27 protein-coding genes are annotated in these 26,341 nt (G+C 65.1%); 17 read left to right on the top strand and 10 right to left on the bottom strand.

The window, feature by feature from the left end:
• Positions 1-62: 62 nt before the first annotated feature.
• Together rpmA and J2R80_RS07805 are read left to right on the top strand one after the other, a co-directional pair.
• Complete coding sequence (gene rpmA / locus J2R80_RS07810) at positions 63-332, top strand: 50S ribosomal protein L27 (RefSeq protein ID WP_016847848.1); 270 nt, start codon at positions 63-65, stop codon at positions 330-332.
• Positions 333-503: 171 nt separating this feature from the next.
• Positions 504-1,100 carry a GNAT family N-acetyltransferase gene (locus J2R80_RS07805; protein WP_253638319.1) on the top strand — a complete coding sequence of 199 codons (597 nt, stop codon included), beginning with the start codon at positions 504-506 and terminating at the stop codon, positions 1,098-1,100.
• A 169-nt stretch (positions 1,101-1,269) separates the two neighbouring features.
• Here the strand turns inward: J2R80_RS07805 and J2R80_RS07800 are convergent, their stop codons facing one another.
• A complete protein-coding gene (locus J2R80_RS07800) occupies positions 1,270-2,184 on the bottom strand; it encodes a DMT family transporter (RefSeq protein WP_092090040.1) in 915 nt (304 codons plus the stop codon).
• A gap of 154 nt (positions 2,185-2,338) precedes the next feature.
• On the opposite strand from J2R80_RS07800, the gene J2R80_RS07795 reads away from it, so the two are divergent.
• The 12 genes from J2R80_RS07795 to J2R80_RS07740 all read left to right on the top strand — a co-directional run bounded on the left by J2R80_RS07795 (position 2,339) and on the right by J2R80_RS07740 (position 13,655).
• Entirely contained in the window at positions 2,339-2,818 is a 480-nt protein-coding gene (locus J2R80_RS07795) for a MaoC family dehydratase (RefSeq protein ID WP_028340791.1), read from the top strand.
• Between the two features lie 101 nt (positions 2,819-2,919).
• Positions 2,920-3,969: a GTPase ObgE gene (gene obgE / locus J2R80_RS07790; RefSeq protein WP_038384668.1), complete on the top strand. Its 1,050-nt coding sequence runs from the start codon at positions 2,920-2,922 to the stop codon at positions 3,967-3,969.
• 82 nt (positions 3,970-4,051) lie between these two features.
• Entirely contained in the window at positions 4,052-5,194 is a 1,143-nt protein-coding gene (gene proB / locus J2R80_RS07785) for a glutamate 5-kinase (RefSeq protein WP_253638318.1), read from the top strand.
• Between the two features lie 123 nt (positions 5,195-5,317).
• Positions 5,318-6,610, top strand: a complete 1,293-nt coding sequence (locus J2R80_RS07780) for a glutamate-5-semialdehyde dehydrogenase (RefSeq protein WP_253638317.1) — start codon at positions 5,318-5,320, stop codon at positions 6,608-6,610.
• Positions 6,611-6,655: 45 nt separating this feature from the next.
• Complete coding sequence (locus J2R80_RS07775; protein ID WP_080583350.1) at positions 6,656-7,279, top strand: nicotinate-nucleotide adenylyltransferase; 624 nt, start codon at positions 6,656-6,658, stop codon at positions 7,277-7,279.
• A 186-nt stretch (positions 7,280-7,465) separates the two neighbouring features.
• The gene (gene rsfS / locus J2R80_RS07770) at positions 7,466-7,834 is read left to right on the top strand and encodes a ribosome silencing factor (protein ID WP_016847840.1); all 369 of its coding nucleotides are present in this window, start codon (positions 7,466-7,468) and stop codon (positions 7,832-7,834) included.
• A 50-nt stretch (positions 7,835-7,884) separates the two neighbouring features.
• A complete protein-coding gene (gene rlmH, locus J2R80_RS07765) occupies positions 7,885-8,367 on the top strand; it encodes a 23S rRNA (pseudouridine(1915)-N(3))-methyltransferase RlmH (RefSeq protein WP_253638316.1) in 483 nt (160 codons plus the stop codon).
• 40 nt (positions 8,368-8,407) lie between these two features.
• A complete protein-coding gene (locus tag J2R80_RS07760; protein ID WP_168857718.1) occupies positions 8,408-9,814 on the top strand; it encodes a murein hydrolase activator EnvC in 1,407 nt (468 codons plus the stop codon).
• Complete coding sequence (locus tag J2R80_RS07755) at positions 9,811-11,181, top strand: S41 family peptidase (protein WP_253638315.1); 1,371 nt, start codon at positions 9,811-9,813, stop codon at positions 11,179-11,181. The genes J2R80_RS07760 and J2R80_RS07755 overlap by 4 nt, the downstream gene beginning before the upstream one ends.
• Before the next feature lie 150 nt (positions 11,182-11,331).
• A complete protein-coding gene (locus tag J2R80_RS07750; protein WP_253638314.1) occupies positions 11,332-12,534 on the top strand; it encodes a divergent polysaccharide deacetylase family protein in 1,203 nt (400 codons plus the stop codon).
• 84 nt (positions 12,535-12,618) lie between these two features.
• Positions 12,619-13,122, top strand: coding sequence for an RNA pyrophosphohydrolase (locus tag J2R80_RS07745; RefSeq protein WP_028336325.1), 504 nt, complete (start codon positions 12,619-12,621; stop codon positions 13,120-13,122).
• Positions 13,123-13,154: 32 nt separating this feature from the next.
• Positions 13,155-13,655 (top strand): RNA pyrophosphohydrolase, encoded by a 501-nt coding sequence (locus tag J2R80_RS07740; protein WP_253638313.1) that lies wholly within the window; start codon positions 13,155-13,157, stop codon positions 13,653-13,655.
• Here the strand turns inward: J2R80_RS07740 and J2R80_RS07735 are convergent.
• From J2R80_RS07735 to J2R80_RS07705, 7 genes are all read right to left on the bottom strand, one after another.
• Positions 13,613-14,608 carry a helix-turn-helix domain-containing protein gene (locus J2R80_RS07735; RefSeq protein ID WP_253638312.1) on the bottom strand — a complete coding sequence of 332 codons (996 nt, stop codon included), beginning with the start codon at positions 14,606-14,608 and terminating at the stop codon, positions 13,613-13,615. The genes J2R80_RS07740 and J2R80_RS07735 overlap by 43 nt on opposite strands.
• A gap of 104 nt (positions 14,609-14,712) precedes the next feature.
• Positions 14,713-14,937: a hypothetical protein gene (locus J2R80_RS07730; protein WP_253641114.1), complete on the bottom strand. Its 225-nt coding sequence runs from the start codon at positions 14,935-14,937 to the stop codon at positions 14,713-14,715.
• 135 nt (positions 14,938-15,072) lie between these two features.
• Positions 15,073-15,480 (bottom strand): F0F1 ATP synthase subunit epsilon, encoded by a 408-nt coding sequence (locus J2R80_RS07725; protein WP_028336321.1) that lies wholly within the window; start codon positions 15,478-15,480, stop codon positions 15,073-15,075.
• A 116-nt stretch (positions 15,481-15,596) separates the two neighbouring features.
• Entirely contained in the window at positions 15,597-17,039 is a 1,443-nt protein-coding gene (atpD, locus tag J2R80_RS07720; protein ID WP_016843821.1) for a F0F1 ATP synthase subunit beta, read from the bottom strand.
• A 24-nt stretch (positions 17,040-17,063) separates the two neighbouring features.
• Complete coding sequence (locus J2R80_RS07715; RefSeq protein ID WP_092087080.1) at positions 17,064-17,942, bottom strand: F0F1 ATP synthase subunit gamma; 879 nt, start codon at positions 17,940-17,942, stop codon at positions 17,064-17,066.
• 91 nt (positions 17,943-18,033) lie between these two features.
• The gene (gene atpA / locus J2R80_RS07710) at positions 18,034-19,563 is read right to left on the bottom strand and encodes a F0F1 ATP synthase subunit alpha (protein WP_028340804.1); all 1,530 of its coding nucleotides are present in this window, start codon (positions 19,561-19,563) and stop codon (positions 18,034-18,036) included.
• The gene (locus J2R80_RS07705) at positions 19,563-20,123 is read right to left on the bottom strand and encodes a F0F1 ATP synthase subunit delta (protein WP_028340805.1); all 561 of its coding nucleotides are present in this window, start codon (positions 20,121-20,123) and stop codon (positions 19,563-19,565) included. The genes atpA and J2R80_RS07705 overlap by 1 nt, the downstream gene beginning before the upstream one ends.
• Positions 20,124-20,752: 629 nt before the next feature.
• Between J2R80_RS07705 and J2R80_RS07700 the strand changes: the two genes are divergently transcribed.
• The gene (locus tag J2R80_RS07700; protein ID WP_229189994.1) at positions 20,753-21,244 is read left to right on the top strand and encodes a septal ring lytic transglycosylase RlpA family protein; all 492 of its coding nucleotides are present in this window, start codon (positions 20,753-20,755) and stop codon (positions 21,242-21,244) included.
• 223 nt (positions 21,245-21,467) lie between these two features.
• On the opposite strand, the gene J2R80_RS07695 is transcribed toward J2R80_RS07700, so the two are convergent.
• Positions 21,468-23,678, bottom strand: a complete 2,211-nt coding sequence (locus J2R80_RS07695; protein WP_253638311.1) for a primosomal protein N' — start codon at positions 23,676-23,678, stop codon at positions 21,468-21,470.
• 235 nt (positions 23,679-23,913) lie between these two features.
• Here J2R80_RS07695 and J2R80_RS07690 point away from each other — a divergent pair, with 235 nt between their 5' ends.
• Positions 23,914-24,885 (top strand): tyrosine recombinase XerC, encoded by a 972-nt coding sequence (locus tag J2R80_RS07690; protein WP_253638310.1) that lies wholly within the window; start codon positions 23,914-23,916, stop codon positions 24,883-24,885.
• Between the two features lie 144 nt (positions 24,886-25,029).
• Positions 25,030-25,620, top strand: a complete 591-nt coding sequence (locus tag J2R80_RS07685; RefSeq protein WP_253638309.1) for a DUF4337 domain-containing protein — start codon at positions 25,030-25,032, stop codon at positions 25,618-25,620.
• A gap of 144 nt (positions 25,621-25,764) precedes the next feature.
• Here the strand turns inward: J2R80_RS07685 and J2R80_RS07680 are convergent, their stop codons facing one another.
• Positions 25,765-26,304 carry a hypothetical protein gene (locus tag J2R80_RS07680; RefSeq protein WP_225163860.1) on the bottom strand — a complete coding sequence of 180 codons (540 nt, stop codon included), beginning with the start codon at positions 26,302-26,304 and terminating at the stop codon, positions 25,765-25,767.
• Positions 26,305-26,341: the final 37 nt, after the last annotated feature.

Below are 26,341 nucleotides of genomic sequence, written 5' to 3'. Positions count from 1 at the left end.
AAACGTGAAATGATTCCGTCAAGGAATTGATCTAGAGATCAAAGCGAAGTCGGAGACGAGCCATGGCTCACAAAAAAGCAGGCGGTTCATCGCGCAACGGGCGTGATTCCAAGGGCAAGCGCCTTGGCATCAAGGCGTTCGGTGGCGAGCGCGTGATCCCCGGAAACATCATCGCGCGTCAGCGCGGCACCACCTGGCATCCTGGCCTTAATGTCGGCATGGGCACCGATCATACTCTCTTCGCCAAGGTCGAGGGTCATGTCGAGTTCCGTGCCAAAGCCAACGGCCGCACATTCGTATCGGTTATTCCGATGGCAGAGGCGGCCGAGTAGACGGTGGACACACATGAGTCCGCCGGGTCCTGTTGAACCGGCGGAGTCGCAAAGGGCTCCAAGGGGAGGCGGGATGACCGGCCTCCCCTTTTTGTTGCGCGCGTTCCACTTCGACCGCGCGTGACGTTCCAAGCGTTGCGTACCGATTTTTTCGCATCACAGGAGCTCGACATGTTGCAGGACATCCCGACGCCGACCTTGCGCGAGGCAAGAGCTTGCGTCCTCGAGACAGAACGGCTGACATTGCGCAAGCCGACGCTCGCGGACGTAAAAGCAATCGCACGCCTCGCCAATGACCGCCGCATCGCGGAGAACACCCGCCGCCTGCCGCATCCCTATACCCAGGACGACGCCATCGACTTCGTGAGCGCGCTCGGCGCCGGCGGGCGCGAAACCGTTTTCCTGATCGAGAACAATCACACGCCGATCGGCATGGTCGGCATCGACTGGCGCGAGGAGACATCGGCCGAACTCGGCTACTGGCTCGGCGTCGACTATTGGGGCCAGGGCTTCGGCACCGAGGCTGCGCGCGCGGTGATCGATTACTTCTTCGAGGAGTTCGATCTCGACCAGCTGATCTCGGGCGCCCGCGTCGTCAATCCGTCGTCGCGCAATATCCTCGAGAAGTGCGGCTTCCAGTGGGGCGGCGTCGAGCTGCACCGCTTCGAGGCGCTGGGCTCCTCGAGCCCGGTCGACTGCTTCCGCCTGTCACGCGGTGTCTGGACGTCGCTGAAGCGCTGGAACAACTCGACCCGGCGGGAGAGCTGAGACTTTTGGCTTCACCCTCCCCTGGAGGGGGAGGGTCGTTGCTGAAGCGCAGCGGAAGGCGCAACGGGGTGGGGTGATCTCTCCACTCGGGCACCGTTGGATGAGGAGAGCCCCACCCCGCCGCTCATTGCATTCGCGTCGACCCTCCCCCTCCAGGGGAGGGTAAACATCACGCCGGCGGATTGATCGCGGAATCCGTGCGTCCGAGCTGCTGCTCGCGCACGAAGATGTAGAGGCCGGCCGCGATGATGACAGCGGCGCCGACGATGGTGGCCCAGGACGGCACGTCGCCGAACACCACGAAGCCGAAGATCACCGCCCAGACGATCATCGAATACTGGTAGGGCACCACCACGCTCGCCGGCGCGAGCTTCAGCGAACGATTGACGCAGAGCAGCGCCGCGACCGAGATGATGCCGGCGGTGAAGAACAGCACGAGGCTGCCGGCTGACGGCGTCACCCAGCCGAACGGCGAGAGCACGAGGCCCAGGATGAAGGTGCCGCCGAATTGCGACGTCGCCAGCACGATATCGGGGGTCGCGCGCAGCGAGCGCGTGATCAGCATCAGCACCGCGAACGACAGGCTGCCGCCGAGCGCGATCATTGCCGGCCAGCTGATGGTCTGCGCCGACGGCCGAAGCGCGATCAACACCCCGCAGAAGCCGACCAGGATCGCGGTCCAGCGCCGCCAGCCGATATGCTCGCCGAGCACGAGGCCCGACATCGCGGTGACGAAGATCGGTCCGGCCAGATAGTAGGTGATGACGTCGGCGAGCGGCAGATAGACGGTCGCCAGGAAGAACGCCGCAACCTCCACCGTCGACAGCGTGACGCGCAGCAATTGCAGCCACGGGCGTTCCAGATGCAGAAAATCCGCGCGCCGCTGCCACACGATCGGCAGCAGCACGAGCAGCGCCGCACAGGCGCGCAGCCACAGCAATTGCCCGACCGAATAGGTGGCGACGATGAATTTGCCCATCGCATCGCCGAACGAGAACATGAAGATCGACAGCAGCATCAACCCGATGCCGGCGAGCCGCGCCGATCGGTCGTCGTAGGAGGACAGCTTTGCGAACAGGCTCATGAGCAGACTTGCGCTTTTGTTCCCGAGTCGTCCGGTTTTAAAGACGTGGATGCCCGGGACAAGCCCGGGCATGACGAATTGAACGGATTGCCGCACCTGCGCCGCTGCGATACCGGTAGCTGATCCCGGCAACAAAAAGAGCAGGAAACGCCGCATGAGCGACTTCGACCCCACCCAGCATCGCATGGTCCCCGCGCAGCGCTGGTTCGAGGATTTCGTGCTCGGCGAGCGCTTCGTGATTCCGAGCCGGACCCAGACCTCGGCTGTTTTCGCTGCGTTCCAGACCGCCAGCGGCGACACCCATCCGATCCATTACGACGTCGAATATTGCCGCACGCGCGGCATGCCTGATTTGCTCGCGCACGGCTTCCAGACCCTGGTGCACACCGCGCCCGGCGCGGGATTGTTCCCCTATGTCGTGGAGGAGTCGCTGATCGGCTTCCTCGAGCAATCGAGCAAGTTCCTGAAGCCGGTCTATGCCGGCGATACCATCTACCCTGCGCTGGAGGTGATCGAGCTGTCACCGGGCAAGACCACCGGCGTCGTGACGCTGCGCTCGACCGTGCACAACCAGCGCCGCGAGCTGGTGCTGGAGGGGATGCAGAAATTCCTGGTCCGGCGGCGGCCGAGTTAGCCGCAAGGGCCGTAAAAAGGCCCGAAAATTAAGGCTTTTCGCTGAAGTCAGGGCCTTTCCGGGTTGCCGCCGCGGCCACCCTGCCCTAACTAGTGAAAATCATGAAATTCCTCGATGAAGCCAAGGTCTATATTCGCTCGGGCGACGGCGGCAACGGCTGCGTCGCGTTCCGGCGCGAGAAGTTCATCGAGTTCGGCGGTCCCTCCGGCGGCAATGGCGGTCGCGGCGGTGACGTCATCATCGAGTCCGTCGACGGACTGAACACGCTGATCGATTACCGCTACCAGCAGCACTTCAAGGCACAGAAGGGCACCAATGGCATGGGCAAGGACCGCCATGGCGCCAACGGCAAGCCGATCGTGCTGAAGGTGCCGGTCGGCACCCAGGTGTTCGACGAGGACCGCGAGACCCTGCTGCACGACTTCACCGAGCTCGGCGAGAAATTCGTGCTGGCTGAAGGCGGCAATGGCGGCTTCGGCAACGCGCATTTCAAATCCTCCACCAACCGCGCGCCGCGCAACGCCAATCCCGGCGCGCCCGGCGAAGAGCGCTGGATCTGGCTGCGGCTGAAGCTGATCGCCGACGCCGGGCTGGTCGGCCTGCCCAATGCCGGCAAATCGACCTTCCTCTCGGTGGTCAGCGCGGCACGGCCGAAGATCGCCGACTATCCCTTCACCACGCTGCATCCGCAGCTGGGCGTGGTGAATTTCGGCGGCCGCGAATTCGTGCTCGCCGACATCCCCGGCCTGATCGAGGGCGCGCATGAAGGCGCCGGGCTCGGCGACCGCTTCCTCGGTCACGTCGAGCGCTGCCGCGTGCTGCTGCATCTGGTCGATGCGACCTGCGAGCATGCCGGCAAGGCCTACAAGACGGTGCGCACCGAACTCGAAGCCTATGAGGGCCATCTCGCCGACAAGATCGAGATCGTCGCGCTCAACAAGATCGACGCGGTCGCGCCCGACGAACTGAAGAAGCAGAAGGACCGCCTCAAGCGGGCGGCGAAGAAGACGCCGCTGTTGCTGTCAGGCGCGACCGGCGAAGGCGTGCAGGATGCGCTGCGCGCGCTGGTCGACGTGATCGGCGAAGCGCCGGTGTCCAACAAGGCCAAGGGTCAGGCGGAGCCGTGGGCGACGCCGGTGCCGCAGGGTTGAACGGCACAAGCCGCGCAACGCCTGGACTTCCCAAGCCACATTGTGGCGTCTATTGCTTCCACCTTCCTGCCAGACCAAATCCATGAAACGCCCCGCGCTCAAGAACTTTCGCCGCATCGTCGTCAAGGTCGGCTCATCGCTGCTGGTCGACTCGCAGGCCGGCGAGGTGCGCGCGTCCTGGCTCGCCGCGCTGGTCGAGGACATCGCAAAGCTGCACAAGCGAGGCTGCGAGGTCATGGTGGTGTCGTCGGGCTCGATCGCGCTCGGCCGCAGCCGCCTGAAGCTGCCGCGCGGCCCGCTGAAGCTCGAAGAGAGCCAGGCTGCCGCAGCGGTCGGCCAGATCGCGCTGGCGCGAATCTGGTCGGAGGTGCTCGGCCATCACGGCATCGGCGCCGGGCAGATTCTGGTGACGCTGCAGGACACCGAAGAGCGCCGCCGCTATCTCAACGCGCGCTCGACGATCGCAAAGCTGCTGGAATGGGGCGCGGTGCCCGTGATCAACGAGAATGACACGGTCGCGACCACCGAGATCCGCTATGGCGACAATGATCGCCTCGCCGCCCGCGTCGCCACCATGGCGAGCGCGGATCTTCTGATCCTGCTGTCCGATATCGACGGCCTCTACACCGCGCCGCCCGCGCTCGATTCCGACGCCAGGCTGATCCCGGTGGTCGAAAGCATCACCTCGGAGATCGAGGGGATGGCCGGCTCGGCCGGGTCCGAATTGTCGCGCGGCGGCATGACCACCAAGGTCGAAGCCGCGAAGATAGCGACCACGGCCGGCACCCACATGCTGATCGCATCGGGCAAGATCGAGCATCCGCTTGCTGCGATCGCCGACGGCGGCCGCTGCACCTGGTTCCTGACCCCCGCCAATCCGGTCACCGCGCGCAAGCGCTGGATCGCGGGCTCACTCGAGCCAAAGGGTACCTTGACCATCGATGCCGGCGCGGTCGCGGCGCTGCGCGCCGGCAAGAGCCTGTTGCCGGCTGGCGTGATCCGGGTCGACGGCCAGTTCGCCCGCGGCGATGCCGTGGTGGTGCGCGGCCCCGACACCCACGAGATCGGCCGCGGCCTGGTCGCATACGACGCCGAGAACGCCGAGAAGATCATGGGCCGCTCCTCGCCCGACGTGATGACCATTCTGGGCATCAGCGGCCGGTCCGAGATGATCCATCGCGACGACCTCGTGATCGGCCCGGCCGGGGCGATCCCGCCCAAATAAACCACTGGATAGGCCATTGGCCGAGCGGGGCGGCCTGCCGCCCACCTGCCATGCCGGTTCCGCGCCTCGCCACCCTTCAATTGCCATGCTAGAACATGGCCTTAGTCCAAAGCTGGTAGTTTCATGAGCGCCCCCCTGAAGGCGATCGACGGCAACGCCGATCTTACCGCCCTGATGACCGACCTCGCCGCCAAGGCGCGCGCCGCGGCGCGCGTGCTGGCGCTGGCGCCGCCGGAGCAGAAGGACCGGGCGCTCGCCGCGATCGAGCGCGCGATCCGCGCCGACGCGCCGGCCATCCTCGCCGCCAATGCCGAGGATGTCGCCGAGGCGCGCGCGAGCGGCATGACCTCCGCCTTCGTCGACCGCCTGACGCTGACCCAGGCGCGCGTTGCCGGCATGGCCGATGGCGTTGCGACCGTGCGCGAGATCATCGATCCGGTCGGCGCCGTCACCGAAAGCTGGCAGCGGCCGAACGGCATGACCATCGAACGCGTCCGCGTGCCGCTCGGCGTCATCGGCGTGATCTTCGAGAGCCGGCCCAATGTCACCGCCGACGCCGGTGTGCTGTGCCTGAAGTCCGGCAACGCCGTGATCCTGCGCGGCGGCTCGGACAGTTTCCGCTCCTGCCGCGCGATCCATGCCTGCCTGGTGCAGGGCCTGCGTGAGGCCGGCCTGCCCGAGGCCGCGATTACCCTGGTGCCGACCCGTGACCGCGCGGCCGTCGGCCTGATGCTGACGGGATTGAACGGCGGCATCGATGTGATCGTGCCGCGCGGCGGCAAGAGCCTGGTCGCACGTGTCGAGGCGGAGGCGCGCGTTCCGGTGTTCGCGCATCTCGAGGGCGTCAACCACATTTACGTCGACGCCAGCGCCGGGCTCGATATGGCCAAGGCGGTCGTGCTGAACGCCAAGATGCGCCGTCCCGGCGTCTGCGGCGCCGTCGAGACCCTGCTGGTCGATCGCAACGCTGCCGCGACGCAGCTGAAACCGCTGGTCGAGCTGTTGATCGATGCCGGTTGCGAGGTGCGCGGCGACGACGCCGTGCAGGGCGTCGATGCCAGGGTGAAGCCCGCATCCGACGAGGACTGGGACACCGAATACGAGGACGCGATCATCTCGGCGAGGATCGTCGACGGTCTCGATGAAGCGATTACGCATATTCAAAATCACGGCTCGCATCACACCGATGCGATCGTGACGGAGGATGCCGCTGCCGCGCAAAGATTTCTCAACGAGGTCGATTCGGCGATCGTGCTGCACAACGCCTCGACCCAGTTCGCCGACGGCGGCGAGTTCGGCTTCGGCGCGGAGATCGGAATTGCTACCGGCAAATTCCACGCCCGCGGGCCTGTCGGCGCCGAGCAGCTGACGAGCTTCAAGTACCGCGTCCACGGCACCGGGCAGACGCGGCCGTGATCATTGTCGCACGCGCACGGTAAGCCATTGCAGCAAGCATCGAGCGTGTCGTTATCCGCAGCCCAAGCGCTTCCGTTCTATACCAACGGCATGCGCATCGGGCTGCTTGGCGGCTCGTTCAATCCACCGCACGCCGCGCATCGCGCCATCAGCCTGTTTGCGCTCAAGCGCCTGCAGCTCGACCGCGTGTGGTGGCTGCTGACGCCGGGCAACCCGCTGAAGAACCATGACGGCCTGCATGCGCTTGCCGAGCGCGCCGAGGCCGCGCGCCGCGTTGCCGATGATCCGCGCATCGACATCAGCTGTCTCGAAGCTGTCATTGGCGTCAGCTACACTGTGGACACGATCATCCACTTGCGCCGCCGTGTCTCCGGCGTGCACTTCGTCTGGATCATGGGCGCTGACAATCTCGCGCAATTTCATCGCTGGAAAGATTGGCGGCGCATCGCGTCCGATGTGCCGATTGCCGTGATCGACCGTCCGCCCCAAAGCTTCCGCGCCCTTGCCGCACCGGCGGCGCAGGCGCTCGCGCGCTATCGCATGCCCGAAAATCAGGCGACACGGCTGGCCGACCAGCAGGCGCCGGCATGGGTGTTCCTGACAGGAATGAAATCCAATCTGTCTTCGACCGGACTTCGGAACCCGGACGGGAGCTGGAGAACGGCATGAAGCGCAAAAGGGTTACTGGAATATTGAAACCATTAACCCCACATGCGTAGTATGGCGCGTGGGGCCGAGGATTCGGCACCCGCGATACAGTGAAAGGAATGGTCCCTGGCCACATCTGTATTGTCAAAGTCTGTTTTACCCAAGGTTCCAAAGACTGCGCGTAAAACATCGACGAAAACCGCGGCCTTGCAGGCGCAACCGGACGCCGACAAACCGGATGCCAACAAGACGCTGAGCCTGATCCTCTCCCGCCTCGAGGACATGAAGGCGGAAGAGACGGTCACCATCGACCTTCGGGGCAAATCCGCATATTCCGACTACATGATCGTCACCACCGGCCGGGTTAACCGGCACGTTGGCGCGATCGCGGAAAATGTGACGAAGAGCCTCAAGGAGAACGGGGTCAAGAACATCCATGTCGAGGGCTTGCCCAATTGCGACTGGGTGCTGATCGATTCCGGCGAGGTGATCGTGCACGTGTTCAGGCCTGAGGTGCGCGAGTTCTACAACCTCGAGCGGTTGTGGACTCAGAACCCGGCGGTCGCGGCGGTCTAAGGGGGTTCGAGGCCGATGCGAATCGGCTGCAGCGCAGCTAGTCTGCGTTGATGCGCCTTGTCGTGATCTGCATCGGCCGTCTGAAACAGGGCCCTGAACGGGAGCTCGCCGAGCGTTATCGCGAGCGCTTCGAGGATATCGGCCGCAAGCTCGGGTTTCGCGGCTTCGAGATCCACGAGATCGCGGAAAGCCGCGCGCGCGACACCGCCGCGCGCATTGCCGAGGAGGCTGCGGCGATCTCCGCATTGCTGCCTGAGAAGCACGCGCTGGTCGCCCTCGACGAACGCGGCAAGAGCATCGACAGTGCGACCTTTGCCCGGCAGCTCGGCCGCTGGCGCGACGAGGGAACAGCACATACTGTCTTCGTGATCGGCGGCGCAGACGGACTTTCGCCTGAATTGCAGCGCAAGGCTTTGTTGCGAATTGCATTCGGCTCCGCGACCTGGCCGCATCAAATGGTCCGCGTCATGCTTCTGGAACAGATTTATCGCGCCGCAACCATTTTGGCCGGCCACCCCTATCATCGCGCGTAAGGCGTGGTGACGGACAGTCGAAACCACTGAACTCACGCGAATGCAGCACAAGCGGGACACAGCTTCGTATTCGGCTTCGCATGCCGGCACCGCGCGCCGCCGCCGGCTGCCGGCATCGCTGCCGCTGTCGATCGCGATGTTCGCCGCCTATCCGCTGGCCGCGGCGCACGCGCAAGCGACACCACCAGCGCAGCAATCCGCGCCGCCGGCGCAGCAGGCCGCAACCGCGGAGCCATCGCCCGATGCGATCAAGCAGCGCGAACAGGAACTCGAGGCCGCGCGCGAGCAGCAGCGCAAGGCGACCGAGCTGCAGGAGAAGCTGAAGGCCGACATCGCCGCGATCGGCCAGGACCGCAGCAAGCTCAATCAGCAGCTGATCGATATTGCCGGCCAGGTCCGCGGCGTCGAGACGCGGATCGCTGACGCCGAGGCACGCCTGCAGCCGCTCGACGGCCGTGAGCGCGAAATCCGCGCCTCGCTCGATTCACGCCGCTCCGAGGTGATCGAGGTGCTGGCCGCGCTGCAGCGCGCCGGGCGACGCACGCCGCCGGCGCTGCTGGTGCGGCCCGAGGACGCGCTGCAATCGCTGCGCACCGCAATGCTGCTCGGCGCCGTGGTGCCGGAGTTGCGCGTCCGCGCCGAGAAGCTTGCGGCCGATCTCGGCGAGTTGGTGGCGCTGCGCAAGACCATCTCGACCGAGCGCGACGCGCTGGCGGCCGACCGCGACAAGCTGAAGGAAGACCAGACCCGGCTGGCGGCCCTGGTCGACGAACGGCAACGGCAGCAGAGCGCGGCCGAAAAGGACATGGAGGCCGAAGGCGCCCGCGCCATCGCACTATCGAAGCAGGCCGACAATCTGCAGACCCTGATCGCCAAGATGGAGCAGGATATCAAGAGCGCGGCCAAGGCCGCCGCCACCGCCAGCCTCCAGGGAGCGCCGGCGACGGTTAACGGCAAGCCGAATCTGGGGGCGCTCAAGGACCCGGCCCGCATGAGCCCGGCGGTCGCTTTCGCCTCGGCCAAGGGCCTGTTCTCCTATCCCGTGAATGGCACCAAGATTCGCGAATTTGGCGGTTCCGACGGCGCGGGGGGCGTACAAAAAGGCATTTCTTTGGCAGCCAAGCCGGGCGCGCAGGTCACAACCCCGTGTGACGGCTGGGTTGTTTACGCTGGTCCTTTCCGTAGCTATGGACAACTCTTGATCCTCAATGCCGGGGGCGGGTATCATGTCCTGATCGCCGGGATGGAGCGTATTTCGGTAAACATCGGCCAGTTTGTACTTACGGGGGAGCCGGTTGCGACCATGGGGTCGACGTCCCAAGTTGCATCCATTCTCGCGACAAATGCGAGCCAGCCAGTGCTCTATGTCGAGTTCCGGAAAGACGGCACTCCAATCGATCCAGGTCCATGGTGGGCCGCAAATGAAGGCGAAAAGGTTCGCGGATGATGCGCAAGACTTCGGTAATTCTCCTTAGCGCCGCCACCGGCGCGGCCCTGACGCTTTTCGTTACGCAGCCCCGCGCTGTGCTGATGGGATCGAGCGCGCGCGCCGCGACGTCGGACACCTATCGCCAGCTCAATCTGTTCGGCGACGTGTTCGAGCGGGTGCGCAGCGACTATGTCGAGAAGCCCGATGACAGCAAGCTGGTCGAATCCGCGATCTCCGGCATGCTGACCGGCCTCGACCCGCACTCGAGCTACATGGACGCCAAGAGCTTCCGCGACATGCAGGTGCAGACCCGCGGCGAGTTCGGCGGCCTCGGCATCGAGGTCACGATGGAAGACGGCCTGATCAAGGTCGTCTCGCCGATCGACGACACCCCGGCCTCGAAGGCCGGCATCATGGCCAACGACATCATCACGACCCTCGACGACGAGGCGGTGCAGGGTCTGACGCTGAACCAGGCCGTCGAGAAGATGCGCGGTCCGGTCAACACCAAGATCAAGCTCAAGATCATCCGCAAGGGCCAGGACAATCCGATCGACGTCACGCTGGTGCGCGACAACATCCGCGTCCGCTCGGTGCGTGCGCGCGTCGAGGCCGATGACATCGCCTATATCCGCATCACCACCTTCAACGAGCAGACCACCGAAGGCCTGAAGAAGGAGATCACCAATCTGCAGGGCCAGATCGGCGACAAGCTGAAGGGCTACGTCATCGATCTCCGCAACAACCCCGGCGGCCTGCTCGAAGAAGCGGTCACGGTGTCCGACTCCTTCCTGGAGCGTGGCGAGATCGTCTCGACCCGCGGCCGCAACGCCGAGGAAACCCAGCGCCGCGCCGCCCATCCGGGCGACCTGACCAAGGGCAAGCCGGTGATCGTGCTGATCAACGGCGGCTCGGCATCGGCCTCCGAAATCGTCGCCGGCGCGCTGCAGGACCACAAGCGGGCGACGCTGGTCGGCACCCGTTCGTTCGGCAAGGGCTCGGTGCAGACCATCATCCCGCTCGGCTCGGGCAATGGCGCGCTGCGCCTGACCACCGCGCGCTACTACACGCCGTCGGGCAAGTCGATCCAGGCCAAGGGCATCGTGCCCGATATCGAGGTGCTGCAGGACGTGCCGGAAGAGCTGAAGGCGCGCACCGACACCAAGGGCGAAGCCTCGCTGCGCGGCCATCTCAAGAACGACGGCGACGAGAAGACCGGCTCGCAGTCCTACGTCCCGCCGGACGCCAAGGACGACAAGGCGCTGAAGATGGCCGACGACCTGCTGCACGGCATCAAGTCGACCTCAAGCGCACCAGCGGCGCCGGAGGCCGCGCGCGACAAGGCCGCGGTCGACAACAAGCCGGGCAACAAGGCCGCGAACTGATTTAATCCGATCGATTCGGCGAACAGGGCGGCCCGCGGGCCGCCCTTTCTGCTTTCGGTGTCCACCCGTAACCGTGCTTTGCCGGGCAGGCCGGCGCGCGGGATTGCACCGCATCGTGCTATCGTTCGCGCTGTTGATTCGGGGAGGGTCATGGCAGAAGCGGCCGACGAACTGAGCACGCCGCTTGGGCAGACGACCGTGGGCAGGACGCGCCGGTTTCGCCTGCCATTCACGGCGATGCAGGCGCTCGCCGTGCTGCTCGGGCTCGTGCTGGTCGGCTTTGTCGGCATCGCGCTGTTCAACGACAACCCGCTCGGGGGCGAGCCGATCGCCCGTGTCACGCTCCGCAATCCTCCGCCCGCCGCCGCTGACGACAAGCACGCTCCAGCCGCCCAGGCGGCGGCCAAATCCGCCGCCAAGGCCCCGGCCGCAGCCAGTGACGCGAGAACCGTCACCATCATCGACGGCTCCAGCGGCAAGCGCCAGGACGTGGTGATCGGCGCCGGCGATCCGGCCGACAAGGCCGACGGCGATACGCCGCCACTTGCGATGACTGGCATCGGTCCGCGCCTGCTGGAAAAGTCACGCTACGGCATGATCCCGGTGGTCGCCGACGGCCTGAAGCCGTTCACGGTCTACGCGGCCGAGGCTGACCGCGCCAAGGCCGCCCGGATGCCCGTGGTCGCCATCGTGGTCGCCGGCCTCGGCGTCGGCGCCGCCAAGACCACCGACGCCATCATGAAGCTGCCGCCGGCGGTGACGCTGGCCTTCACGCCCTATGGCTCCGATCCGGGCAAGCTTGCGGAGCGCGCCCGGACCCAGCGTCACGAGATCCTGCTGCAGATCCCGATGGAGCCATTCGACTATCCTGACAACGATCCCGGGCCGCAAACCCTGCTGACCACGCTGAGCAGCGAGCAGAACCTCGACCGCTTCTATTGGCACCTCAGCCGCCTGCAGGGCTATGCCGGGATCGCCAATTTCATGGGAGGCCGGTTCGTTGCGGCCGATCCCGTGATGCAGCCCATCGTCCGCGAAGCGGCAAAGCGCGGCCTGAGCTATTTCGACGACGGTTCCACCCCGCGTAGCGTCGCGCAGAACCTTTCCGCGGGGCAGGCATTGCCGTTCGCCAAGGCCGATTTCGCCATCGACGCGGTGCCGACGTCGGCGGAAATCGACCGCGCCCTAGTCAAGCTGGAAACCATCGCCAAGGAACGCGGCGCGGCGGTGGGCGTCGCCTCGGCGTTGCCGGTCTCGATCGAGCGGCTCGGCGCCTGGCTCAAGACACTGGACTCCAAGGGCATTATGCTTGTGCCATTGACAACGGCGATGCTGAAATCAAAATCGGGCTAAAGATTCAATCCGTTGGAGCAGCTCGAGACCTTGCCGGGGGGGCCGGGTCGGGCGGCTCCAGAAAATGTGCGAGGTAGCGGCAGCATGGCACGTTATGAAGACCTGCCCTATCGAACCTGCGTCGGCATCATGCTGCTGAATACTGCGGGGCTGGTCTTCATCGGACGCCGCGCGGGCGGCATCGAGCATGTCGACGACGCGCATGTCTGGCAGATGCCGCAAGGCGGCGTCGATCCCGGCGAGGATACGTTTCAGGCGGCGCGGCGCGAGCTCTATGAGGAGACCAGCATCAAGTCCGTGGAGAAGCTCGGCGAGGTCTCGGACTGGCTGATCTATGATATCCCGCGCACCGTCGCCGGCCGCGCCTGGAAGGGCCGCTATCGCGGACAGCGGCAAAAATGGTTCGCGCTGCGCTTCACCGGCGATGAGAACGAGATCAACGTCGCCAATCCGGGCGGCGGCCACAAGGCCGAGTTCATCACCTGGCGCTGGGAGCCGATGAAGAATCTGCCGGGGCTGATTGTGCCGTTCAAGCGTCCGGTCTATGAGCGCGTCGTGAAGGAATTTGCCGGTCTGGCGGCCAAGTAGCCGACCGGGTCAACGCGCGACGTACCCACTGAATGTCATCAGATAAGCCCTATCGCCCCAATGTGGGCATCGCGCTGTTCAACGCCGACGGACGCGTGCTGATCGGCCACCGGGTCAAGGACGACGGTCCGGAGATCGTGCTGCCCGGCCTCGAATGGCAGATGCCGCAGGGCGGCATCGACGCCGGCGAGGATCCGCGCCAGGCCGTGATGCGCGAATTGTGGGAGGAGACCGGGGCGGTCAACGCCGACTATCTCGGCGAGACCGACTGGATGACCTACGAATTCCCCGCCTATGACGGGCCGGCATCGCACCGGCTCGCCAAGTTCCGCGGCCAGCGGCAGAAATGGTTTGCGCTGCGCTTCACCGGACGCGACGAGGAGATCGATCCATTGACGCCGCGCAACGGCCAGCCCGCCGAATTCAATCAATGGCGCTGGGAGCGCCTCGACCGCGTCGCCGATCTCGTGGTGCCGTTCCGCCGCGACGTCTATCGCGCGGTCGCGACCCGGTTCGCGGAATTCGCCGGCTGATCCTGCGGCGGTATGCGCCGCGCGTCGCCCGGTGTCATGCCGTAGGTCGAACGGAAGACGCGATAAAAGGTCGCGATGCTGTCGAAGCCGCACGAGAACGCGATCTCGTCGATGCTGCGCTCCCGTATGGCGTAGAGCGCGCGCCTCGCCGCCTTCAACCTTGCCGCCGTCAGCGTCCGCGCAAATGACAGGCCGGTTGGCTCGAACAGCGCATGCAATTGCCGCAGTGAGATGCCGAGCTCGGCGGCAACCACGGCCGGCGTGAGCGAGGCGCGATGCAGGTCGCGGAACAGAATTTCGCGGGCGGCATGAAGGTAGCCCGCATGCAGCGCGGCACGGATTTCGTCCTGGCGTGGCCGCGCGCGTCCGCGCGCGAGCAGCGCCAGGCGCACCATATGCGCAACGTCGTCGGCGAACTGCCCGGCTTGCGCGAGATCTCGCGTCATCGAGCGGAACATGGCGCCGACAAGCCGGGTCAGGCTCGCATCACGCGCCAGCGCGACCGGCGGCGCATCCTCGATCCGCGCGCCGAGCACGAGCTCGTCGGTGACCGGGATCTTGAGGCTGAAGAAGTCAAAGCCGTCGGTCCGTTCGGGTGTCGAGGCAAACGGAAGATTGGAATGGCCGAACACCAGGTCGCCGTTGCGCACGAACTGGACGCGATCGCGACCGATATTCATGTGGCCGGGACCGCGCACCTGCCAGGCGAGATGCAGACTGTTGCTCGGAACGCGCGCGATGTCGGATGCGGTCCGGCTGACGCGGTAGGAGGAAGCCGACATTTGCGCCAGCACGGCACTGCCCACGGGCGTCGCCGAGAAGTGTCCGCGGAAATCGGCTCTCTTGTCGCGCTCGAGCTCGATCGTGACCCCGAACAGGCTCTTGCCGCGCACCTCGCACCAGTGCTCGAAACGGTCCTGCGGGCGGAGAGCATCGGTGGTGAAGGTCAGCACGGCAGCTTGTCCGTTATGTCAGGAATGAAATCGCGATGCGGTCGGGCCAAATCGTAATCGCGCTGCAGCTTGTCATTTGTGCACGATCCCTGCCGCAAGCTGCTTCACATATTTGCAGGTCGTTCGTTCGGGCCGACCGCGAAGAAGCGGACTTGTCGAGAAGAAGCGAGCCGCCGCAGCGTCTCTTCCTCATCGTCGGCAACCAATCGGCTCTGACTTGCGATATCGGCCGCGAGGATCGCTGCGACCTTGCGCTTCATGAGTACCAGCCCCCGAACCCAGATATGCCGGGGAGAATGCCGCCAGACGATCCCGCGCGCAACAAGCATTGAACGCTCGCCAGGGCGTGGCGAGCGTTGAATTATTCAAGCCTTCTCAGGCGATGATAGAAAAAGTGTGAGCTATTCCACTAAGGGGTCGGCTCACTCGACATGGCGGCGCGATCGCCGGTCGGCAACCGCGCCTTAGTGCATAGCCGTCGTGTTGAGCTCTTGCTGGATGCTCTTGAAGTGGTCGAGCCGCTCGATTGCGTGGTCGAGCTCGGAGCCCTCCTTCTCGGCGAGCTTCTCCTGCATCTCGTTGATCGTCTCGGCGAATTTCGCGCGATCGATGTCCGCAAGCGCGGTCGCGACGTCGGCGAGCACGGTGAGGCCCTTGTCCGAGACCTCGGCGAGGCCGCCGAGCACGATCACCTTCTCGCGCTTGCCGGCGGTCGTGATCGTCAGGATGCCCGGACGAACCGTGGCGATGACCGGAGCGTGTCCGGCGAGCACACCGAAATCACCCTCCACGCCGGGGACGTCAACCTGATCGACCTCGCCGGAGAAGGCGAGCTTTTCGGGAGAGACGAGATCGAAGTGGAAGGTGGCCATGGTCTTTCCGTTCTTTGCGCGCTCACCCGCGGGCTCGACCCGCGGGTCCATCAATCAAAATACTGCTCGTGCGATGGATCGCCGGATCAAGTCCGGCGATGACGACATCCCAAAGCTTAAGCGGCTTCGGCCGCCAGCTTCTTGCCCTTCTCGACGGCTTCTTCGATGGTGCCGACCATGTAGAACGCCGCTTCCGGCAGATGATCGTACTTGCCCTGGCAAAGATCGCGGAAGCCCTTGATGGTGTCGGCGAGGTCGACGAACTTGCCCGGCGAGCCGGTGAAGACTTCGGCGACGTGGAACGGCTGCGACAGGAAGCGCTCGACCTTGCGGGCGCGGGCGACCGTCAGCTTGTCCTCTTCCGACAGTTCGTCCATGCCGAGAATAGCGATGATGTCCTGCAGCGACTTGTAGCGTTGCAGGATCTGCTGGACCATGCGCGCGGTGTTGTAGTGCTCGTCACCGACGACGAGCGCCGACAGCATGCGCGAGGTCGAGTCGAGCGGATCCACCGCCGGATAGATGCCCTTTTCCGAGATCGCGCGCGACAGCACCGTGGTGGCGTCCAAGTGCGCGAACGAGGTGGCGGGCGCCGGGTCGGTCAAGTCGTCGGCCGGCACGTAGATCGCCTGCACCGAGGTGATCGAGCCCTTCTGGGTGGTGGTGATGCGCTCCTGCAGCGCGCCCATGTCGGTGGCGAGCGTCGGCTGATAACCCACCGCCGAAGGAATACGGCCGAGCAGCGCCGACACTTCCGAACCCGCCTGGGTGAAACGGAAGATGTTGTCGACGAAGAACAGCACGTCCTGGCCCTGGTCGCGGAAGTGCTCGGCAACGGTGAGACCGGTCAGACCGACGCGGGCGCGGGCGCCCGGCGGCTCGTTCATCTGGCCGAACACCAGCGCGCACTTCGACTTCACGCTCGGATCCGGATTGTGCGGATCGGCGTTGACCTTCGATTCGATGAACTCGTGATAGAGGTCATTGCCTTCGCGGGTGCGCTCGCCGACGCCGGCGAACACCGAGTAACCACCGTGCGCCTTCGCGACGTTGTTGATGAGCTCCTGAATCAGCACGGTCTTGCCGACGCCGGCGCCGCCGAACAGGCCGATCTTGCCGCCCTTCGCATACGGAGCAAGAAGGTCGACGACCTTGATGCCGGTGACGAGAATTTCGGCTTCGGTCGACTGGTCGGTATAGGTCGGCGCTTCCTGATGGATGGCGCGCAGGCCGTCGGACTTGATCGGGCCTGCTTCATCGATCGGCTCGCCGATGACGTTGATGATGCGGCCGAGCGTGCCTTCGCCGACCGGCACCCGGATCGGTTCGCCGGTGTCGGTCACTTCCTGGCCGCGCACGAGGCCCTCGGTGATGTCCATCGCGATGGTGCGGACGGTCGATTCGCCGAGATGCTGCGCGACTTCGAGCACCAGGCGGTTGCCGCCGTTCTTGGTCTCGAGCGCGTTCAGAATCGCCGGAAGGTGGCCTTCGAACTGCACGTCGACCACGGCGCCCGTGACCTGGGTAACGCGACCGATCTGGTTGGCTGCTGTAGCCATGGACTGTTCTCCTTCGAAATCTGCTTAGACCGCCTCAGCGCCGGAGATGATCTCGATCAGCTCCTTCGTGATCTGGGCCTGACGGGTTCTGTTGTAAATCAGGGTTTGCTTGCGAATCATCTCGCCGGCATTGCGGGTCGCGCTGTCCATCGCGCTCATCTGCGCGCCATAGAACGAGGCGTTGTTCTCCAGCAGCGCGCGGAAGATCTGCACCGCGAGGTTGCGCGGCAACAGGCTGCCGAGGATCTGGTCTTCCTCAGGCTCGTATTCGTAGGACGTGGAGGGCGCCGCATTGGCCGCGGGCGCAGCCACCTCCAGCGGGATGATCTGCTGCGCGGTCGGGATCTGCGCGATCACCGACTGGAAGCGCGAGTAGAACAGCGTGCAGACATCGAACTCGCCGGCCTCGAACCGCGCCAGCACCTTCTGGGCGATATCCTCGGCATTGACGAAGCCGATCTGGCGCACCGAACGCAGGTCGAGATGCTCGACGATGCGCTTCTCGAAGGTCCGCCGCAGCTGCTCGTAACCCTTCCGGCCAACGCAGAAGAACTTCACTTCCTTGCCCTGCGCGAGCAGCGCGTTCGCCCGTTCGCGCGCCAGGCGCACGATGGCGGAGTTGAACGCGCCGGACAGGCCGCGCTCGCCGGTGCAGACCAGAAGCAGGTGCACCTGATCGTTGCCGGTGCCGGCGAGCAGCGCCGGCGCGCCGGGCGTGCCGTTGGCTGCCGCGGCGATGTTGGAAATCACCGCATCCATCTTGGTGGCATAGGGCCGCGCCGCTTCGGCGGCGTTCTGCGCGCGGCGCAGCTTCGAGGCTGCGACCATCTGCATAGCCTTGGTGATCTTCTGCGTCGCCTTGGTCGAGGCGATGCGGACCCGCATGTCTTTTAGTGACGCCATTCTTCGTTCACCCCGGCGATCCGACCACAATGGTCAGATCGCAAGCCTCCGTTCGTCACGCCCGGCGGCGAGCCGGGCGACGCCCCATTCGTTATGCAAACGTCTTGGCGAAGCCCTCGACGGCCGTCTTGAGCTTGGCGGCGGTGTCGTCGGACAGATCGCGGCTGGTGCGGATCGCATCGAGGATGTCGGCGTTCTTGCCGCGTAGCAGCGACAGCAGACCGTCCTCGAACGCCTTCACCTTGTTGAGCGGCAGCGGATCGAGATAGCCGTTGGTGCCGGCCCAGATCACGCAGACCTGCTCTTCCATCTTCAGCGGCGAGAATTGCGGCTGCTTCAGAAGTTCGGTCAGACGCGAGCCGCGGTTGAGCAGGCGCTGGGTCGAAGCGTCAAGGTCCGAACCGAACTGCGCGAACGCCGCCATTTCGCGGTACTGCGCGAGCTCACCCTTGATCTTGCCGGCGACCTTCTTGGTCGCCTTGGTCTGCGCCGACGAACCGACGCGCGACACCGACAGACCGACGTTCACGGCGGGACGGATACCCTGGAAGAACAGATCGGTTTCCAGGAAGATCTGGCCGTCGGTGATCGAAATCACGTTGGTCGGAATGTAGGCCGACACGTCGTTGGCCTGGGTTTCGATGACCGGCAGCGCCGTCAGGGAGCCCAAGCCATGCTCCTTGTTGAGCTTGGCGGCGCGCTCGAGCAGGCGGGAATGCAGGTAGAACACGTCGCCCGGATAGGCTTCGCGGCCCGGCGGGCGGCGCAGCAGCAGCGACATCTGGCGATAGGCGACGGCCTGCTTGGACAAGTCGTCATAGATGATCACGGCGTGCATGCCGTTGTCGCGGAAGTACTCGCCCATGGTGCAGGCGGTGAACGGCGCGATGTACTGCATCGGCGCCGGATCGGACGCGGTGGCCGCGACGATGATCGAGTATTCCAGCGCGCCCTGCTCTTCGAGCACCTTGACGAACTGCGCGACGGTGGAGCGCTTCTGCCCGATCGCGACGTAGACGCAATACAGCTTGAGGTTCTCGTCCGGCTGGGCGTTGAGCGGCTTCTGGTTCAGGATGGTGTCGAGCGCGATCGCGGTCTTGCCGGTCTGGCGGTCGCCGATGATCAGCTCGCGCTGGCCGCGGCCGATCGGGATCAGCGCATCGATCGCCTTGAGGCCGGTGGCCATCGGCTCGTTCACCGACTTGCGCGGAATGATGCCGGGCGCCTTGACGTCGACGCGCTTGCGTTCGGTGGCCTGGATCGGGCCCTTGCCGTCGATCGGGTTGCCGAGCGCGTCGACGACGCGGCCGAGCAGGCCCTTGCCGACCGGCGCGTCCACGATCGCGCGGGTGCGCTTGACGGTCTGGCCTTCCTTGATCTCGCGGTCGGCGCCGAAAATCACGATACCGACGTTGTCGGTTTCGAGGTTGAGCGCCATGCCGCGCGTGCCGTTCTCGAACTCGACCATTTCACCGGCCTGAACGTTGTCGAGACCGTAGACGCGGGCGATACCGTCACCGACCGACAACACCTGGCCAACTTCGGTGACCTCGGCTTCCTGGCCGAAATTCTTGATCTGGTCCTTGAGGATCGCAGAAATTTCTGCGGCGCGGATGTCCATCAGCCTGCCTCTTTCATCGCGTTCTTGATCGAATTGAGTTTGGTGCGAAGCGAACTATCCACCATGCGGCTGCCGAGCTTGACCACCAGGCCACCAATAATGGAGGGATCGACCTTCACGTTGAGCGCGACGTCCTTGCCCGTCACTGATTTCAGTGCGGCCTTCAGCGCGTCGAGATTCTTGTCACTGAGCTGCTCGGCGACGGTGACTTCCGCAGTCGCCTCGCCCTTGAACTTCGCCACCAGCGCGCGATAGGCGCGGATCACATCGGCAACGGCGAACAGCCGGCGATTGGCGGTGAGCACCTTGAGGAATTTGGCCGACGTACCGGCGATGCCGGCCTTGTCGAGCACCGCGGTCAGCGCCTTCAGCTGGGCGTCGGCGGCGAACACCGGGCTGCGGACGAGGCGCTTGAGATCGGCGCTCTCGTTGAGCAAGGCCTCGAACTTGTCGAGGTCGGCCCGGACTTGATCGACGGATTGCTCGTCGCGCGCCAACTCGAACAGGGCCGTTGCATAACGACCGGACACTCCCGAAACGGACGGATCTTCAGCAGCCACGAGCTCGCTCTTTTTTGCTGTCAAATTCGCAAGGGAAAAACCGTCGCCACCAAAGCAGCGCCTAGCGATCCAAGCCCTTGGAATTCAAGCGGGACTTCGATTTTCGACCGGCACAGGACGTGCCGGGACCGTTAAAATCGCGGCTTTGCTAACATAGCAATCGCGCAGGTGCAACATGACGGCATCGTGAGTGCCGCCTTGTCGCATGCGCTTTTTGCCGACCGCAGCCGGTGGCCGAACCGGAAAATTTGGCCCGCGGAAGTGCGGCGCGCCGAACCCGATTCGCGCCGCCGCGATTTTGTTCCATCGAAATTTGCATAGGCCTATGGCCGAGCGCACAGGGAACTCCTGGCCGGCCGCGGTTTCATTTAGCGATTACTTACCGAAAACTTACCGTCGCCTCGATAATCAGTATTGGCAAGTATATTGATCGTTAAAAATTGGTTAAACAGCAAGATTACGGAACCTCGATTGACTACCCCAAGGCGGTAACAAGATATTTCAGCACGAGATAATCCGGATTTACTGCCCAATTCGTGCCTCATTGGGAAACCAAACGGCCTTGGTCAACGAAGGGACGGGGGTTCCACTTGCCGCGTTAGCGGCAATACTGTCTGAGGGTCTTATCAATGCTGAATATCAAGAAGGCGGCGGGCAACGTAACCCGCTCGCGTACGGCGCTTGCGTTTGTAGCCGCAACTATTCTCGTCGGGGGCAGCGTGACCGAGGCGTCCGCGAAGTCCCGGCACCACCATCATCGCCACCACCATCATCACCACGCCCGCGCCGAAGGCTCGTCCTGGCGCGACGCCAATGCATCGATCCAGCCGTCCGGCGGCCACTCGTTCTCGGGGATGGCCTCCTTCTACGGCAATGAGTCGGGCAGCCGCACCGCTTCCGGCCAGCGCTTCAACCAGAACGCCATGACCGCGGCCCACCGCTCGCTGCCGTTCGGCACCAGGCTCCGCGTCACCCATGGCGGCCGCAGCGTCGTCGTCACCATCAACGATCGTGGCCCGTTCATCCGCGGCCGCGTGCTCGACCTCTCCACCGGCGCAGCACGCGCCATCGGCCTGACCGGTGCCGGCGTCGGCCGCGTCACCGCTGAGGTCGTCTCGTAAGCGCCTTCAGTAAGCGTTGCGTTGCGTAACGGCCGCGAGGCCTGCTTCGCGCCAAAAAATGGCCTGCCGTCGCAAATGACGGCAGGCTTTTTCTTTTGCGGGACGTGCTGCCAGCCGCCGTCATTGCGAGCGGAGCGAAGCAATCCATTTCACCGCGTTTGCGGACACATGGATTGCTTCGTCGCTTTCGCTCCTCGCAAATGACGGTCAAGATTGAAGCTGCTTACAAAAAGCTCTGCGGATCGACGTCGACCTCGAGCTTCAGATTGCCCTTGGTCTTGGGACCGGATTCCAGCCATTCGCGCAGATATTGCGACAGGTCGACATTGCGCAGCGACTTCACCAGCAGGCGGAAGCGATAGCGGCCCTTGATGACGGCGAGCGGCGCCTCGGCGGGGCCGAGCACCTGGATCCGCTCATCGAGCGGCGCCACCGCGGCGAGCTTGCGGGCGAAGCCTTCCGCGGTCGGACGGTCGCCGGCGGAGACGATCAGGCTCGCCAGCCGACCGAACGGCGGGTAGCCGGTGCGCTCGCGAATCTCGATCTCGCTGGCATAGAACGCCTCGCGGTCATTGGCGATCAGGGCCTTGATCACCGGATGCTCCGGCTGATGGGTCTGCAGAAAGCCGACGCCGCGGCCCTGCTCGCGGCCGGCGCGGCCGACCACCTGGTTCAGCAGCTGGAACGTCCGCTCGGCGGCGCGCGGATCGCCATTGCTCAGGCCGAGATCGGCGTCGATGACGCCGACCAGATTGAGCCGCGGGAAGTTGTGGCCCTTCGCCACCAGCTGGGTGCCGATGACGATGTCGACGCGGCCCTCGGCGATCTCGTTGAGCTCGCTGCGCATGGTCTCGATCGAGGTGATGAGATCGCTCGACAGCACCATCGTCCGTGCCTCGGGGAAGATGTGGGCGGCCTCCTCCTGCAGGCGCTCGACGCCGGGCCCGACCGCGACCAGCGATTCCTCGGCCGCGCAATGCGGGCAGATATTCGGGCGCGGCATCGAGAAGCCGCAATGATGACAGACCAGCCGCTGTCGGAACCGGTGATCGACCAGCCATGCATCGCAGATGGTGCAGGCGAAGCGGTGGCCGCAGGCCCGGCACAGCGTCAGCGGTGCGTAACCGCGGCGGTTGAGGAACAGCAGCGCCTGCTCGCGGCGCTCGATGGCATGGCCGATCTGCTCGGCCAGCACCGGCGAAATGAAGCGGCCGCGCGGCGGCGGCGCGCGGCGCATGTCGATCGCCTCGATATGCGGCATGTGCTGGCCGCCGAACCGCGACGGCAGCGCCACGCGCTGGTAGCGCCCCTTGCGCGCATTGACCTCGCTCTCGACCGACGGGGTCGCCGACGCCAGCACGATCGGAATCTTTGCGATATGGGCGCGGACCACCGCCATGTCGCGCGCGTGATAATGCGCGCCGTCGTCCTGTTTGTAGGCCTGGTCGTGCTCCTCATCGACGATGATGAGACCGAGATCGGCATAGGGCAGGAACAGCGCGGAGCGGGCGCCGACCACGACCGGCGCCTTGCCCTCGGAGATCGCGGCCCAGTTGCGCGCGCGCGTGCGCGACGTCAGCTCCGAATGCCACTCCAGCGGCCGCACGCCGAAGCGCTGCGCGAAACGATCGAGGAACTGGCCGGTCAGCGCGATCTCCGGCATCAGGATCAGCGTCTGCTTGCCGCGGCGGATATTCTCGGCGATCGCCTCGAAATAGACTTCGGTCTTGCCGGAACCGGTGACGCCGTCGAGCAGCGCGACGTGAAAGCTGCCGCTCGCGGCCAGCGTCCGCATCACGTCGACGGCGCTGCGCTGCTCGCGCGAAAAATCCGGCTGCGCGTAGGAGGGATCCGGAACGGGCGGCGGTGCCGGCGGCGGCATCGCCTCAACCGTCAGGGTGCCTTCGTCGACCAGGCCGTCGATCACGCCGGAACTGACGCCGGCCTCCCGGGCCGCCTCCGACTTGCCGTGCAGCAAGCGGTCCGACAGCACCTCGATCACCCGCCGGCGTGCCGGCGTCAGGCGCCGCGGCGGCTCGCCGACCAGCCGCACGCCGAGCCGCATCCGCTCCGGCCCGAGATTTTCGCCCATCCGCAGCGTCATCCGCAGCACCATGCCGCGTGCCGACAGCGTGTAATTGGAGACCCAGTCGACCAGCTGGCGCAGCTCCGGTTTCAGCGGCGGAACATCGAGCTTCTCGCTGACGTCCTTGAGCCGGTTGTGCAGCCGCGGATCCGGATTGGCATTTTCCGCCCACACCACCGCGACGACCTCACGCGGCCCGAGCGGAACGCCGATCACGTCGCCCGGCGCAAGCTCCATGCCGCGCGGAACGCGGTAGGAATAAGTCTGGTTCAGCGCGACAGGCACCAGCACGTCGACGACACGTATCGTCGATGCAGAGGCTGGGCCGGGGCGCGTGGTATGGTCCATTGAATCAGAAACCTTGAACCCGAGCGGGCTAGAGATTTGGTTTCTGATCGAATCAGAACCAAATCTCCAGCTTCTTGTTTTGACGCGTTTTCTTCACGCGAACCGGCGTCCACTTCGCTCGAAAACGCTCTCCCACCGCTTCGCCGTCTTAGCGAACGGTAAACGAAGGCAGTGCGATATAATCAGGAGATGAGCAGCGCCAATAGCCCTTAAGACACGGACTTAAGACACGGACATGGCCCGGACCGATCAGCCCATCCAGCCGCTCGAGCTCGACTGCGCCGACGCATCGGTCACGCAGGAGATGACGCGCTGGCTGTCGCATCTGCGTGCGGAGCGGCGGCTGTCGCCGAAGACGCTTGAGGCCTATGCCCGGGACGTGCGCCAATGCCTCGCCTTCCTGGCCGGGCACTGGGGCGCGCGGGTGACGCTTAAGGCATTTTCCGCGCTCGAGGCGAGCGATGTGCGCGCCTTCATGGCGATGCGCCGAACCGAGGAGATCGGTGGGCGATCGCTGATGCGGGCGCTGGCGGGCCTGCGCTCGTTCGGACGATTCCTGGAACGCGAGGGCAAGGGCAAGGTCGGCGCGCTCTCGGCGATCCGCGCGCCCAAGGTGGCGAAGAGCCTGCCGAAGCCGATTCACATGGAAGCGGCGAAACGCTTCGCCGACGCCGACGAGCGCGCGAACGAAACCCGCGAGACCTGGATCCTGGTGCGTGACGCCGCCGTCATGGCGCTGCTCTATGGTTCGGGCCTGCGCATCTCCGAGGCGCTGGGGCTGAAGCGCCGCGACGTGCCGAAACCTGGCGAAGGCGACGTGCTCGTGGTGACCGGCAAGGGCAATAAGACCCGCATGGTGCCGGCGCTGCAGAACGTGCTGCAATTGATCGCGGACTATGAGGCGATCTGCCCGCATCAGCTCAGCCCCGCGGGGCCGATGTTCGTCGGCGCGCGCGGCGGTCCCTTGAGCCCGCGCATCATCCAGCTCACCATGGAGCGGCTGCGCGGCGCGCTCGGCCTCCCCGACAGCGCAACGCCGCATGCGCTGCGGCATTCCTTCGCCACGCATCTGCTGAGCCGCGGCGGCGATCTGCGCGCGATCCAGGAATTGCTCGGCCACGCATCGCTGTCGACCACGCAGATCTACACCGGCATCGACAGCGACCGCCTGCTCGAAGTCTATCGCTCCGCGCATCCCCGAGGTTGAACGTTCGGTTCTGAAAAAATAAAGCGCGGGCTTTGGCCCGCCGTCATGCGCCGTTCATCTTGATACGGCTACCCAAAACCGTTCGGCCCTTGCCTTGTGCGCCGCATTCGGCAATCGTGGCGCGGTCTCATCCGGAGGGGAATCATGAGCGCACATGAAAGTATGGAGCACGCGGAGCATGCCGAGCATGCCTCGGGCGAGAACAAGAAGATCGCGCTCCTGATCGCCGTGATCGCCCTGTGCCTGGCGCTGTCGGAAACGCTCGGCAAGGGCGCCCAGACCGAATCGATCAGCAAGAATGTCGAGGCCTCCAACCTGTGGGCCTTCTTCCAGGCCAAGAGCATCCGCCGGACCGCGGTGCAGACCGCGGCCGAACAGGGCAAGCTGAACCTCGCGACCACCACCGACGAGGCGGCCAGGACCGCGCTGCAGAAGCAGATCGACGACTGGCAGAAGACCGCGGCGCGCTATCGCTCGGAGCCGGAAACCGGCGAGGGTTCAGAGCAGCTCTCCGAACGCGCCAAGCACGCCGAGCATGAGCGCGACGAGGCCACCGCGAAATATCATCATTTCGAGCTTGCCTCCGCCGCCTTCCAGATCGCCATCGTGCTGGCATCGGCGACCATCATCACGGGCATCATCGCGTTGGCCTGGGTCTCCGGCCTGGTGACGCTCGCCGGCATCGTGATGACGGCGCTCGGCCTGTTCCAGCCGCACTTGCTGCATCTGCATTGAGGCGCAGCGCGCCGCTTTCGAACCGTCATCCTGAAGAGCGCGCCCTTGCGCGCGTCTCGAAGGATCGACGGCCACCGGCCGGGCCGTGCATCCTTCGAGACGCGCGTTCCGCGCTCCTCAGGATGACGGAATAGAAAGTCTTGATCAAAGAGGCTTGCTGGTCTGATGCACGCTTTTGCGGAAGCGCGCGATCACGCGCAGCGTGCGCGCCGCCCAGCCCTCGCCGTCGCCACTGATCATCTCGCGAATGCGCCGCTTGATTGGCTCGACCAGCGCGGTGGCCTTGGCCCGCAGCGCCATCACGAAATTATAGAGTGCCTCGAACCAGGGCATCTCCAGCAGTTTCGGCCGCGTCACGTCGAACAGGAAGGCCGTCACGCCGACGCCGACGAACTTGGCGAACAGGATCAGCGAGACCGCACTGAACCAGTATTGGTTCGCGAGCAGCCAGAGCCCGATCAGCTTGAGCGGAAACAGCGGGATGACCGGCACGACAAAGACAATCAGCGTCATCGCCGGCGACAGCGAATCGACCCGGTCGGCAAGCCACTGCTTGAGCGCGCGGAGCGGAATCCACGCCACCGCCCGCGCCACGATCGGCTCGAGATGGTCCCATAGCCAAGCCTCGACCAGGAAGATGATCGCAAGCAGGACCCAGAACGGCTGAAGCAGGCGGCGCAGCATCGCTATGATCTCGACCCGGCTTACGCCGGACTTTCGA

It is taken from the genome of Bradyrhizobium sp. USDA 4541 (assembly GCF_024171085.1).
GTDB classification, from domain to species: domain Bacteria; phylum Pseudomonadota; class Alphaproteobacteria; order Rhizobiales; family Xanthobacteraceae; genus Bradyrhizobium; species Bradyrhizobium australafricanum.
This window is presented reverse-complemented; position numbering and strand designations above follow the sequence as displayed.

What these genes read in the sequence shown, in the direction of transcription:
- rpmA (WP_016847848.1), top strand. Translation starts at nt 63, where the DNA reads ATGGCTCACAAAAAAGCAGGCGGTTCATCGCGCAACGGGCGTGATTCC.
- J2R80_RS07760 (WP_168857718.1), top strand. Translation starts at nt 8,408, where the DNA reads ATGCAGCACAAGCGGGACACAGCTTCGTATTCGGCTTCGCATGCCGGC.
- J2R80_RS07745 (WP_028336325.1), top strand. Translation starts at nt 12,619, where the DNA reads ATGGCACGTTATGAAGACCTGCCCTATCGAACCTGCGTCGGCATCATG.
- J2R80_RS07690 (WP_253638310.1), top strand. Translation starts at nt 23,914, where the DNA reads ATGGCCCGGACCGATCAGCCCATCCAGCCGCTCGAGCTCGACTGCGCC.
- J2R80_RS07780 (WP_253638317.1), top strand. Translation starts at nt 5,318, where the DNA reads ATGAGCGCCCCCCTGAAGGCGATCGACGGCAACGCCGATCTTACCGCC.
- proB (WP_253638318.1), top strand. Translation starts at nt 4,052, where the DNA reads ATGAAACGCCCCGCGCTCAAGAACTTTCGCCGCATCGTCGTCAAGGTC.
- J2R80_RS07740 (WP_253638313.1), top strand. Translation starts at nt 13,155, where the DNA reads ATGTCATCAGATAAGCCCTATCGCCCCAATGTGGGCATCGCGCTGTTC.
- atpA (WP_028340804.1), bottom strand. Translation starts at nt 19,563, where the DNA reads ATGGACATCCGCGCCGCAGAAATTTCTGCGATCCTCAAGGACCAGATC.
- J2R80_RS07755 (WP_253638315.1), top strand. Translation starts at nt 9,811, where the DNA reads ATGATGCGCAAGACTTCGGTAATTCTCCTTAGCGCCGCCACCGGCGCG.
- J2R80_RS07695 (WP_253638311.1), bottom strand. Translation starts at nt 23,678, where the DNA reads ATGGACCATACCACGCGCCCCGGCCCAGCCTCTGCATCGACGATACGT.
- J2R80_RS07795 (WP_028340791.1), top strand. Translation starts at nt 2,339, where the DNA reads ATGAGCGACTTCGACCCCACCCAGCATCGCATGGTCCCCGCGCAGCGC.
- J2R80_RS07730 (WP_253641114.1), bottom strand. Translation starts at nt 14,937, where the DNA reads ATGCTTGTTGCGCGCGGGATCGTCTGGCGGCATTCTCCCCGGCATATC.
- J2R80_RS07685 (WP_253638309.1), top strand. Translation starts at nt 25,030, where the DNA reads ATGAGCGCACATGAAAGTATGGAGCACGCGGAGCATGCCGAGCATGCC.
- J2R80_RS07805 (WP_253638319.1), top strand. Translation starts at nt 504, where the DNA reads ATGTTGCAGGACATCCCGACGCCGACCTTGCGCGAGGCAAGAGCTTGC.
- J2R80_RS07725 (WP_028336321.1), bottom strand. Translation starts at nt 15,480, where the DNA reads ATGGCCACCTTCCACTTCGATCTCGTCTCTCCCGAAAAGCTCGCCTTC.
- J2R80_RS07680 (WP_225163860.1), bottom strand. Translation starts at nt 26,304, where the DNA reads ATGCTGCGCCGCCTGCTTCAGCCGTTCTGGGTCCTGCTTGCGATCATC.
- atpD (WP_016843821.1), bottom strand. Translation starts at nt 17,039, where the DNA reads ATGGCTACAGCAGCCAACCAGATCGGTCGCGTTACCCAGGTCACGGGC.
- rlmH (WP_253638316.1), top strand. Translation starts at nt 7,885, where the DNA reads ATGCGCCTTGTCGTGATCTGCATCGGCCGTCTGAAACAGGGCCCTGAA.
- obgE (WP_038384668.1), top strand. Translation starts at nt 2,920, where the DNA reads ATGAAATTCCTCGATGAAGCCAAGGTCTATATTCGCTCGGGCGACGGC.
- J2R80_RS07800 (WP_092090040.1), bottom strand. Translation starts at nt 2,184, where the DNA reads ATGAGCCTGTTCGCAAAGCTGTCCTCCTACGACGACCGATCGGCGCGG.
- J2R80_RS07715 (WP_092087080.1), bottom strand. Translation starts at nt 17,942, where the DNA reads ATGGCGTCACTAAAAGACATGCGGGTCCGCATCGCCTCGACCAAGGCG.
- J2R80_RS07700 (WP_229189994.1), top strand. Translation starts at nt 20,753, where the DNA reads ATGCTGAATATCAAGAAGGCGGCGGGCAACGTAACCCGCTCGCGTACG.
- J2R80_RS07750 (WP_253638314.1), top strand. Translation starts at nt 11,332, where the DNA reads ATGGCAGAAGCGGCCGACGAACTGAGCACGCCGCTTGGGCAGACGACC.